Source organism: uncultured Acidovorax sp., assembly GCF_964021665.1.
In the GTDB taxonomy this organism is placed as follows: Bacteria; Pseudomonadota; Gammaproteobacteria; order Burkholderiales; family Burkholderiaceae_C; genus Acidovorax; species Acidovorax temperans.
Genome location: NZ_CAXIAK010000014.1, coordinates 50,767 through 62,139, shown reverse-complemented (window position 1 = coordinate 62,139; position 11,373 = coordinate 50,767). Strand labels below are relative to the sequence as shown.

7 protein-coding genes are annotated in these 11,373 nt (G+C 63.4%); 2 read left to right on the top strand and 5 right to left on the bottom strand.

The features are described from left to right. Positions 1 to 216 precede the first annotated feature (216 nt). Positions 217 to 1,251: a diguanylate cyclase gene (locus AADJ04_RS05260; RefSeq protein WP_341238978.1), complete on the bottom strand. Its 1,035-nt coding sequence runs from the start codon at positions 1,249 to 1,251 to the stop codon at positions 217 to 219. 269 nt (positions 1,252 to 1,520) lie between these two features. On the opposite strand from AADJ04_RS05260, the gene panB reads away from it, so the two are divergent. After that, entirely contained in the window at positions 1,521 to 2,411 is an 891-nt protein-coding gene (gene panB, locus AADJ04_RS05255; protein ID WP_341238977.1) for a 3-methyl-2-oxobutanoate hydroxymethyltransferase, read from the top strand. 45 nt (positions 2,412 to 2,456) lie between these two features. Further along, positions 2,457 to 3,317, top strand: a complete 861-nt coding sequence (gene panC, locus AADJ04_RS05250) for a pantoate--beta-alanine ligase (protein ID WP_066691400.1) — start codon at positions 2,457 to 2,459, stop codon at positions 3,315 to 3,317. A 234-nt stretch (positions 3,318 to 3,551) separates the two neighbouring features. Here the strand turns inward: panC and AADJ04_RS05245 are convergent, their stop codons facing one another. From AADJ04_RS05245 to hsdR, 4 genes are all read right to left on the bottom strand, one after another. After that, positions 3,552 to 4,961 carry a restriction endonuclease subunit S gene (locus tag AADJ04_RS05245; RefSeq protein WP_156451224.1) on the bottom strand — a complete coding sequence of 470 codons (1,410 nt, stop codon included), beginning with the start codon at positions 4,959 to 4,961 and terminating at the stop codon, positions 3,552 to 3,554. Next, a complete protein-coding gene (locus tag AADJ04_RS05240; RefSeq protein WP_341238976.1) occupies positions 4,958 to 6,418 on the bottom strand; it encodes an N-6 DNA methylase in 1,461 nt (486 codons plus the stop codon). The genes AADJ04_RS05245 and AADJ04_RS05240 overlap by 4 nt, the downstream gene beginning before the upstream one ends. A gap of 6 nt (positions 6,419 to 6,424) precedes the next feature. Continuing rightward, positions 6,425 to 7,684 carry an ATP-binding protein gene (locus tag AADJ04_RS05235; protein ID WP_341238975.1) on the bottom strand — a complete coding sequence of 420 codons (1,260 nt, stop codon included), beginning with the start codon at positions 7,682 to 7,684 and terminating at the stop codon, positions 6,425 to 6,427. Positions 7,685 to 7,825: 141 nt separating this feature from the next. Beyond that, complete coding sequence (gene hsdR, locus AADJ04_RS05230) at positions 7,826 to 11,314, bottom strand: type I restriction-modification system endonuclease (protein ID WP_341238974.1); 3,489 nt, start codon at positions 11,312 to 11,314, stop codon at positions 7,826 to 7,828. Between the last annotated feature and the right edge of the window lie 59 nt (positions 11,315 to 11,373).

Below are 11,373 nucleotides of genomic sequence, written 5' to 3'. Positions count from 1 at the left end.
TCTGTGGGGCGAAGGTTACTGCTGCGGGAGCAGGGACAACACCTTGAAAGGGATGGTTCTAAGAGCGGCTAACAAAACTCAGCGAAGCGGTTCTGGCTAGGCGCCGCGTCGCAGGCAGTACGCGTAGTACGACAAGACGCGGCAACGACGCCAGAAGAGTTTTGTTAGCCGCTCTAAAAGGGTCACAGCTCCTGCAGCGCAGCCCGCACCACGGCATCAGACGATGGGCGGTGTGTGCAGCCGCGCGCGATCAGCGCTGTGCGCCAAGTGATCTTTGGCCGTGACCTGCAGCTCGTAGCTGAAGAAGTGGTTGCGCCCAAGCGCCTTCGCGCCGTCCAGCCCCGCATCAGCCCGGGTCACCCTGCCCATCGAGGTAGTGCTTTCATCGGGCACACAGGTCGTGATGCCGCCAGACACCGTCACATACGGCGACACCGGCGACGCCGGGTGCGGCAGCTTGCCGCTGGCCAGCAGCTCGGTCAGCGCTCGGGCAAACATCATGGCGCCTGAACGGGGCGTGTTCGGCAGGATCAGCGCAAACTCCTCGCCCCCCACGCGGCAGGCCAAATCGCCGGGGCGCTGGCAAATCTTGGCCAGCATGTTGGCCACGGCCTGCAGGCACTTGTCGCCTTCAGGGTGGCCCAGGCTGTCGTTGTATTGCTTGAAGAAGTCGATGTCGCACATCATCAGCGTGAGCGGCTTGCTTTCACGCCGCGCCAAGCGAATCTGCTCGTGCAGCACCCGGTCAAAGCCCCGGCGGTTGACGAGCCCCGTCAGCGCATCGCGCTCGATCAGCGAATTCAACTGGCGGTTGGCTTCGTACAGCTCTTCCGTCACAGCCACCAGGCGCCGCTCCATCGTCAGCAGGCGCTGCATGGCGCGTATCTTGGCGGCCAGCACGGTGGAAGGCACCGGCTTGATCAGGTAATCATCGCCCCCCGTGCGAATGCCCTCCCACAGGTCTTCCTCGCGGCCCATGCCGGTCAGGAAGATGATGGGCGTCCAGCGGCCATCGTCCAGGTCGCGAATGCGCTCGGCGATCCAGTAGCCATTCTTGCCCGGCATCAGGATGTCCAGCAGCACCAGGTCGGGTTGGTGCTGTTCAAAAACGGCCAACGCCTCTTCGGCTGAAGCGGCCTCCAACACCTGCTTCACGCCCATGCGCAACAACTCTTGGGACAAATGGCTGCGTACTGAATCCTGGTCATCCACCACCAAAATTCTCAAATCCGTGTTCTGAAGAATCGCCATCGTCTGCCCTGTTTTCACAACCAACGTTACACCCCAATTCTGCGTTTGACTGCCCCGCCCGCCCACTGCGTCAGCGCGGTTTTCATTCATGTTCGACTGCCATTTTGCAGCCAATCATGCGCCAACTCCCTGGTCACAATCCGCAGCACGCAAGCGGCTGCGCCTTGCGCCATGGCCCCACCACACCCCGGTCCAACCACTGCGCAGCCCGCACTGTCATAGACTCGCGACAATTTTTTTCAGAGACAACACCCTAAGGGTGACCCTGCATGACCGCCACCACTGCCCCCCAGCCACCCAACGCCACCCCCTACGGCACGCTGCCACCCGCATCGCCCCTGCCCCAGCGCCGCCCCGTGAGCCTGCCGCGCCTGGCACAGATGCGCGAGGCCGGAGAAAAAATCACCATGCTCACCGCCTACGACGCCACCTTTGCCGCCGTGGCCGACGCAGCGGGCGTGGACTGCATCCTGGTGGGCGATTCGCTCGGCATGGTGTGCCAGGGCCTGCCCAGCACCGTGGGCGTCACGCTAGACACCATGGCCTACCACACCGCCAGCGTGGCCCGGGGCCTGCAGCGCGTGCAAGGCACCGCCTGGCTCGTGGCCGACCTGCCCTACGGCACCTACGCCGAAAGCCGCGAACAGGCCCTGCGCAGCGCCTGCACGCTGATGCAGGCAGGCGCCCACATGGTCAAACTTGAAGGCGGCGGCTGGACGGCACCCACGGTGGAATTTTTGGTGCAGCGCGGCGTGCCCGTGTGCGCCCACCTGGGGCTGACGCCCCAAACCGTACACGCCTTGGGCGGCTACCGCGTGCAGGGCAAAACCGACGAGGCCGCCCGCACCCTGCGCAAAGACGCCCACGATTTGCAAAACGCCGGTGCCGCCATGCTGGTGCTGGAGATGGTGCCCGCCCCCCTGGCCGCAGAGCTGACCGCTGAGCTACCGCACTGCCACACCATCGGCATTGGCGCAGGCAACGGCACCGCAGGCCAGGTGCTGGTGTTGCACGACATGCTGGGCATGAACCTGGGCAAGATGCCCAAGTTCGTCCACAACTTCATGCAAGACGCTGGCAGCGTGCGCGGCGCGATGGAGGCCTATGTGCAAGCCGTCAAGCAAGGCCGCTTCCCCGACAACGCACTGCACGCCTGGTAAGTCGCCTGGTAAGCCCTTTTGAACACGAACACAAAGCCCCGTCCCATGCTCATCACCCACACCATCGACGAACTACGCCAGGCCCTGGCCCCCTACCGCCGCCCCGCCTTTGTGCCCACCATGGGCAACCTGCACGAAGGCCACATCAGCCTGGTGCGCCAGGCCAAGCCCCTGGGCGATGTGACGGTGGCCAGCATCTTTGTGAACCGCCTGCAGTTCTTGCCCCACGAAGACTTTGACAGCTACCCCCGCACCTGGGAAGCCGACTGCGCCGCCCTGCAAGCCGCAGGCTGCGACGTGCTGTTTGCCCCGCGCGAGGCCGACCTGTACCCCCAGCCGCAAACCTTCAAGGTGCACCCCGACCCCGCCCTGGCCGACCTGCTGGAAGGCCACTTTCGCCCCGGCTTTTTCACCGGCGTAGCCACCGTGGTGATGAAGCTGTTTGCCTGCGTGCTGGGCCAAACCGGCGGCGTGGCCGTGTTTGGCAAGAAGGACTACCAGCAGCTCATGGTCATCCGCCAGATGGTGCAGCAGTTTGCGCTGCCCATCACCATCGTGGCGGGCGACACTGCCCGTGCGCCCGATGGCCTGGCCCTGAGCTCGCGCAACGGGTATCTGAGCCTGCAAGAACGCCAGGAAGCCGTGGCCCTGTCACAAGCCCTGCGGCACCTGAGCGAACGCTGGCTGCAGGCCCTGCAACACAGCGACATCACCGCCCCGCCCCACGCGCTAGAGGCACAAGCCATGGACGTGCTGCGTGCCCGTGGCTGGCAGCCCGACTACCTCACGGTGCGCCGCCGCACCGACCTGCAACCCGCCACCGCCCACGACGGCCCCGGCACCCTGGTGGCCCTGGGCGCAGCGCGGCTGGGCAGCACGCGGCTGATTGATAACCTGGAGTTTTGACGGCGCTGCGGCACGACACGGCCCAACAGGTCACAGCACGGCCGCAATTTGCTATTGAAAAGAGAGCTGCCAGCGCTTGCTACATAAGCGCTGGCAGCCTATTTTGCTTCAAAAAAACCCGCCCATCGGCTGGGCCGCCCCGCACTGCCACAGCGCACCACCGCTACGGCACACCACAAGCGCTACCAAAACAATAGCTGCCAGCGCTTATTGGATAAGCGCTAGAGCCACTTTTTACCCTTCACTTCGCACCGCCGCCTTGCGCCCCCGGCCCGCGCTGGCCTTGGGCGCCGTGGCGCGCTCGGCCTGCAGGCGGCGCAGCAGCTCGGCGGCGGGTTCATCGTTCGGGTCTTGCGGCACCAGCTCACCGCGAAACGCCTTGGCCAGCAGCGCGGGGGTCAGGCGCGTGGCGGCAGTCTGCGCCTGGGCCAGACGGGCTTCGAGCCGGTCGGCAAAGGCGAACAGGGTTTCTACGCGGCGGACGATTTCGGTTTGTTCGGCCAAAGTTGGAAGCCTACAGGGAGCGTTAATCACCGTCTGCTGATTAATCTTTGGCATGTTCCCAGCTGTGCCTGTTGCATTTTCTCGAAAGTATTTGCGCGTTCCTTCTGCGCACAGCAGAAGATGCAAAAACCGCGATGTCGTGCGTGTGTTTGCACGCGCTTTCATCATCAAATCTGGATATATGAAGCTCTTTTTTGGGCCGTTGAAAATCGCACTAACGCCTACGTACTCAAGTGAGTTTGCGCGCTGAATCAATATGTCATCTGGTTCTAGCCAGAGGTGGGAATCGTCTGGAATTTCCTCGTCGATGTACTTGGCATGCTCTCCCTTAAAGGTTCCGCTGGTCGTTGCGGATAGCGTCAGCGAACGTACAGGAGTTTCATAGTCCACAGCTTTAGGTGAATAACCGTTGCGTGGCTTCCCCTCAAGTAAATCGCCAAGTTTGTGCGTTGCCCAGTCTGGTTCCAAGTCTCCGCGCCAATCCTCCGTCAACCGCCCCGAGGTGGCGGCGGCGAGGACGGATTGGCGGAAGCGTTTGAGCAGGGGGGCGACGCGGGCCAGGCGGGTGTTGACGGCGTCTACGCGGGTGAGGACGGTGTCGAGTTTGTCGGCGATGCGTTTTTGCTCCGACAAGGGTGCAATTGGCACGATGAGTTGAGAGAACTTCTCGTGTGTAATGTTCATACCGCTCTCGCTGATGCCGGTCTTCATCGCATCAATTTGAGCTTTTGTAGATGGCGTGCGCAAAAACGCTTCAAGTAGGCGTGAATCAATTAATGCTTCGTTTGCACGAAAGCGGTACATCTTTCCAGAGATAAAGCGTTTTGGGGGCGTTTCTCGAACCAAACAAGCGACACCGCAACGCACCCGAGGGCCAGCACATGTCATAAGCAAATCGCCTACCTTGACCTCAAGACGCTCTTTGGCATCCAGTGCTTCAGGTAAGCGTTTATTGTGTTCAGGTTGATATGAGCCATCCTGAATTGCTGTGGTCTTCAATGCCCCCCAATCACTTGCTGTTAGAGCTGGACCTGACTCACATTGCGGGCTCCAACCCTGATGCACTAATTTTCCGTCCTGTAGTGGTTGCATCAGTTCTCGGATCGGCGCTGCTGTCCAGTTAGTTGGTAATGTTGTCAAAGGTCGGTCTCCTCTCCCAACTCCACCAATATCGCTTCCAACTCCGCCACCGCCGCATTCAACTCCTCCACCGCCTCCCGCGCCAGCACGGCAGGTTCGGGCAAATCTGCCGCGTCTTCGGCGTTGTCGTCTTTGAGCCACGCAATGTCCAGGCTGTCGCCGCGCTCGTTCGCAATCCATTCGCGGCTGAAGCGGCGAAAGCGGCCTTGTTCGCCCTGGTCTTGGCGCGGGGCCTTGCCGTTGGGGTCGGTGCCGTAGGCGGCCACAAAGTCGGCAAAGTGGGCGTTGGTGAGGGGGGTGCGTTTGCCAAACTTGGGGGCGTTGGCGCGCATGTCGTACACCCACACCTCTTGCGTGCTGCCGGTGGCGGCCTGGCTCACTTTTTCAAAAAACAGCACGTTGGTTTTGACGCCCTGGGCGTAGAAGATGCCGGTGGGCAGCCGCAATATGGTGTGCAGACGGCATTTGTCCATCAGGTCGCGGCGCACGTCGGCGCCTACGCCGGCTTCAAACAGCACGTTGTCGGGCAGCACCACGGCGGCGCGGCCACCGTCTTTGAGGTGGCGCACGATGTGCTGCAAAAAGGCCAGTTGCTTGTTGCTGGTGACAAACGTCAAGTCGTCGCGCGTGGGGCCGCCGCCGCCTCGTGCCGTGCCAAAGGGCGGGTTGCTCAGCATCACGTCGCTGCGGGGCAGGCTGCTGCCTGCGCTGGCCAGGGTGTTGCCCAGGTGCACCACGCCCTGGTCGTCGCCTTCCATGCCGTGCAGCAGGCAGTTCATCAGCGCCAGGCGCCGGGTGCTGGTGACCAGCTCCATGCCAATGAAGGCGTGGTTGCGCTGGAACTGGCGCTCGCGCTCGGTCAGGTCGTAGAGGTTGTCGGTGCGCTCTTTGATGGCGCGGTCGGCCGCAATCAAAAAGCCACCGGTGCCTGCGGCGGGGTCTTGCACGGTTTCGCCCGCCTGGGGCTTGATGACCTGGATGATGGTGTCAATGAGCGGGCGCGGGGTGAAGTATTGGCCTGCGCCGCTTTTGGTTTCGCTGGCGTTTTTCTCCAGCAGGCCTTCGTACAAATCGCCCAGGCCGTCGCGCTCGGCGCTGAACCAGTCAATGCCGTCCAGGCTTTTGACAAGCTGCTCGAGGTGGCGCGGTTCCTTCAGGCTGGTTTGCGCGTCGGCGTAGATGGCGGCAATGAGGGGGTCGGTGCTTTGGCTGAGCTTGAGCAGCGCTTCTTTGTAGTACAGCAGCAAGTCCATGCCACTGCGCCGCGTGAACTCGCCCCAGCGGGCGTAGTCGGGCAGCTTGTGCTTGTGCAGCACGCCGCTTTCGGTGCTTTCGTGCTCCATTTTGATGAAGAGCAGCAGCACCAGCTCGGTGACGTAGTCGCTGTAGTTGATGCCGTCGTCGCGCAGCACGTCGCACAGGTTCCAGAGCTTCTGGACGATGTCTTGGGTGGTCATGGTTTTTTAGAGTGCAGAGAGGGGAATGGCCCACAGGCCGTTGCCAAATGGCAGGGCATGGGTGCCGTCGTACAGCACGATGCCGGTGATGAAGTCGCTGCCCGCCAGCGCTTGCAAGCGTTTGAGGCCTTTGAAGTCTTGTGGGTTGACCTGTGCGGCAGCCTTGACTTCGACGCCGATGACCTGGCGCAGCGAGTCTTCCAGCACAAAGTCCACCTCCACTTGGTCTTTGTCGCGGTAATGTGAAAGGAACCACATGTCGGCACTGAGGGCGATGGCTTTGCGCAACTCGGCATACACCCACGTTTCGAGGGTTGCGCCCCAGCGATCGCGCTGCGTGAGCAAAAGATCTGGGGAAAGGCGTTGCAGCGTTGCCTGGAGCCCGGCATCCAGAAAGTGCAGCTTGGGCGTTTTGATGAGGCGGTTGCCTTCGTGGCGGCTCCACGCGGGCAGACGCTGAATCAGAAACAGGCGTTCAAGGATGGTGATGTATTTGTCCAGCGTTCGCGTGTTGAGCCCGAGTTGCGCGCCAGTTTGTGTGGCATTCAGGAGTTGACCGCATTGGGTGGCCAGAACGCTCAGCAGCCGTGGCATTTGGCTCAGGTGCTCAATGTGTGCGATGTCGCGCACGTCGCGCTCCACCAAGGTGGTGATGTAGTCACGCGCCCAGGACTGGCGCCTTGCGCTGGTGGCCCGGCGCCGCATTTCCGGGTAGCCGCCCGCGAGTGCATGCTCCACCATGTTGGCTTTGCCAGCAACGGGGGGGATGGCCCAGTCGGCATGGGTGATGGGCCAGTCTTGCTGTTGTGCGCGTTGCAAAAAGTCGTTGGGGCGCCGTTGCAGTTCTGCCTGCGACAGGGGGAGCAGGGTGTGGACCTCCATGCGCCCCGCCAAGCTGTCGGCCATTTGCGGCAAGGCCAGTACGTTGGCGGACCCTGTCAGCAGGAAACGACCTGGGCGCTGGTCTTCATCGACAGCCATTTTCAAGGCCAGCATGAGCTGCGGTGCTCGCTGCACCTCATCGATGATGGCCCTGTCCAGTTGGCGAATCAGCCCCACCGGGTCTTGCTGCGCAAGAGCGGCCATGTTGGGGTCGTCCAGCGTGATGTAGCGCATGTCGCCCCCGAGCTGGCGTACCAGGGTGGTCTTGCCACATTGGCGTGGGCCATTGACCAGCACCACCCGCGTGTCCAGCAAGGATTCCTGAACGTTGTGGGTGAGGTGGCGCGGTATCCAGTCAGCCGAAGGGGATGGAGGGGTGTTCATGGGGGCTGGTTGCTGGGTATTGGTGCTCGTCCAATTGAGCATTGGCAATGCATCCAATGTTGTATTGGTGTTGCGTCCAATTATGCAGTAGACATGCGTCCAATCTGGTATTTAGGCCGTCTGCGGTCAAAAATAAGATTCTCACGCCGCCCTCGGCCACAGCGATTCGGCCAGCTGGTTCATCACGCCATCAAGCTGGCCGCCCAGCAGTTTGTCGAGCTGTTTGGCGCCGCCATCGGTGGCGAAGGCGTCGTTGACGAAGGCGTGGTCCAGCACCAGTTCGTGGCGCAGTTGTTTGCCCAGGCGGTCCAGCCAGCGCAGTTGCACGGGCGTCCAGGCGCGGGACTGGCGGATGGTTTGCATGGCGGCTTGCACGCGCTGGTCAAACGGCACCAGCGCCTCGCCCAGGGCGGCCTGGCGGATGTAGGCCATGATGCCGGCGGCAATGTCCTGGTTGCTTTGGTTGCGCCAGGCGGCTTTGAGCTTGGCTTCGGTGTAGCCCGCTTCGTCCAGCAGCAGGCGCACTTCTTTGAGCTGTGCGCGGGTGAGGTCTTTGGGGCGGTTGACCACCACCGACAGCGCGGCCGACTGGTTGAGCTGCTGGCGCACAAAGGCGGTGAAGCTGTCCAGGTAGTCCGCTGGCTTGGTGTAGCTGCCCCAGCTTTGCTCGCGGGCCACCAGTTCGTCGGTGTGGCCTGAGAGCACGGGCATGTAGGCGGTGCCCAGCAGTTGGCGCACTTCGGCCAGTTGCTGCACCAGGCGGGTGTTGCGGCGCAAAAAGTCTGCCGCTGCGGCGGTGCCTTGTTCTTTGCCCAGCTGGTGCAGGTGGCGGTGCAGTTGCGCGGGGGGCACGCCCCACTGCTCTTGCAGCTGGGCCAGGCGCTCGCGCAGGGCGGGCTTTTTGTCGGCCTTGTGCTCGGCGTCGCGCAGCACGCGCATCACTTTTTGGCCGAGCTGATCGAGCACGTCATCCGCATGGGTGCGGCCGGGGCCGCTGCCGGGGGTGGTGTACGCAGTGGGGTGGTTGAGCTCGTCCAGCAGTTGCTCTACCGTGACCTTCGGGTCTTTGACCAGGGGCTGCATGGTGTTGACGGCCTGCAGCGTGGCGTACAAGTCCACGGGGTCATAGATCTTGAATACGGTTTTGCCGATGGCGTCACACCGGCGGGTGGCGCGGCCAATCATTTGCTCGTACAGGATGCGCGACTTGACGCGGCGCATGAACACGAGGTGGCTGATGGCGGGCACGTCGATGCCGGTGGTGAGCAGATCGACGGTGATGGCGATGCTGGGAAAGCGCTCGTTTTTGTAGCGGCGGATGAGCTGATCGACCTTGTCTGAGGCGCCGGTGATTTTCTCGACCGCCGCCTGGTTGTAGCTGTCGCCGTACAGGTCGGCAAAGGCCTGGCCCAGCAGGCGTTTGACCATGTCGGCGTGGGCGTCGGTGGCACAAAAAATCAGTGTCTTTTCCTCGCCCATCGGGTCCAGCTCTTGCGCGAGCTGCTGGCAGATGACGCGGTTGAAGTCTTCGTTGATGACGCGGCGGTTGAAGGATTCGAGCTCGAAGTGCAGCTCGTCTTCCAGCTCGGCGGATTCGACTTCGCCGGTGGAGAGGTTCAGCGCCTCAACCTGCTGGCCTTTGTCGAAGTGGATGCCGTGGCGGCTGAGCAGGGTTTCGTAGCGAATGGGCGGCTCGTGGTCGATGAGCCAGTCGTCTGCCACGGCCTCGCGGTAGCTGTAGGTGTAGACGGGTTTGCCGAAGATATCGGTGGTGTGCTTGGCGGGGGTGGCCGTGAGGCCAATCTTGACGGCGTCGAAGTAGTCGAGCACGCGGCGGTAGCTGCTGAGGTACTGGGCCGGGTCGCGCAGGGCTTGCTCGCCTTCGGTCATGTCCTGGTCGAGCGTGTAGCCCCGGTGGGCTTCGTCCACGATGATGCAGTCGAACGCATCGAGCGGGGGCGGTGCATCGCTGGCAAAAATGCGGCGCACCATGGCCTGCACGGTGGCCACCTGCACGCGGGTTTCGGCCTCGGCGGCCATGTCGCCCAGCTCGGCCACGTTGTAGATTTTGGACAGGGGCATGCCGCCTTCGAGCGGGGCTTCGTTGAAGGCGTCTTGCGCCTGGTCGCCCAGCGCGGTGCGGTCTACCAAAAACAGGATGCGGCGAAAGCGCTCGGCCTTCAAAAACCGGTACATCAGGCCAATGATGGTGCGCGTTTTGCCCGTGCCGGTGGCCATGGCCAGCAGGCATTGCGACTGGCCTGCGGCCAGGGCGTGCTCCACTGCCGCAATCGCGTGCTGCTGGTAGTCGCGCAGGCGCAGGTAGGCATAGCCTTCTTGCTGAAGCTTGGCCTCGGCCGTGGCGCGGCTGCGCCGCAGCAGGTCAAGCAGGCCATCGGGCGTGTGAAAGCCTTGCAGCGGGCGGGCCAGTTGCGCGGGGTGGCGCAGGTCACGAAACCAGGTGCCGCTGGCCTCGGGGCTTTGGCGGGCGAAGGGGCGGCCGTTGCACGAGTAGGCAAACGGCAACGCAAAGTGCTGGCCCGCGCCATCGGGCCAGGGCTGGTCGCGGCCTTCGGCAACCCAGGGGGCGGCCCATTCGACATCCATGGACAGGCCGCGGGCGTAGCGTTCGGCCTGGGCCATCTTGCCCGCCACGTTCACGTTCAGGCGCTTGGCCTCTACGGCGGCCACGGGCGTGAGGCCCGCAAACAGCACGTAGTCGGCACTTTGGCGGCCCTGGGTGGGCCATTCGGCAATGGCGAGGTGGCGGTGGCGCTCCGGCCGCGTGCCCTGGGCGTGGGTCAGGCGGGCGCTGTCGGCCTCCCAGCCTGCGTCGCGCAGCATCTGGTCGATGAGCAGGCGGGTGGAGGCTTCGTCCATGGCCACCTGCTGGGCGGCCTGGGCCGATCGCTCGGCCCACAGGCGCAGGGCGGCGGCGTCGCCCTTGGCAGGGTCGGCATCGGGCGGGGGGTGCGGGCGCTCGTCCAGCGCCTTTTGCAGCTCGGCCAGGCGCTGGCTGGCTTCTTCGGCCAGTTGCTCGTAAATGGCGCGCTCTTCCTGCGCACGCAGGGCCATGTCGCGCTCTTGCGCGGCCTGGGCTTCAAGCAGTTGGGCGATTTCTGCCTGCGCGGCCTGGGCGGTTTGGGTTTGTTGGAGTTGGCCTTGCAATGCGGCGATTTGCTGCTGCAGGGTGACGAGCTTTTGGCTGGGGTCGTCGGGCAACACAAACGGGCCAGGCTTGAACTGCGGCGCGTTGCCAAAGGTGCGGTGAAACCACAGGGCCAGCTCGCGGGCCAGCTTGATGGATTCGAGCCCCTCGCGGTAGCCAATGCGGTGGTTGACCTGGTGCGCCGCCTCGTTGCCGCGCTGGCGCAGCGCGTGCAATATTTGGCGCACTTGCGGGTCCAGCCCCAGGCGCTGGTCCACGGCGCGCAGCAGCTCGGCCTGGGTGCTTTGGCCCACTGTGAGGCCAATGCGGTCTGCCACCTCTTGCGTGAGGCTTTCGGCCAGCAGGCGCAGTTTGAGGACGCAACTGGCGGGGTCGTAGGGGTAGAGGCGTTCGGCGGTGGCGCCCAGCTCGGCCAGCAGGGGCGAGTGGGCGGACAGAAAACTGAAGTTGCTCGTGCTCATCGGGCCCGCTGGTGTCCAAATGTTAACTGGGCCACAGCATAACCCGCCCTGCCCGGCCC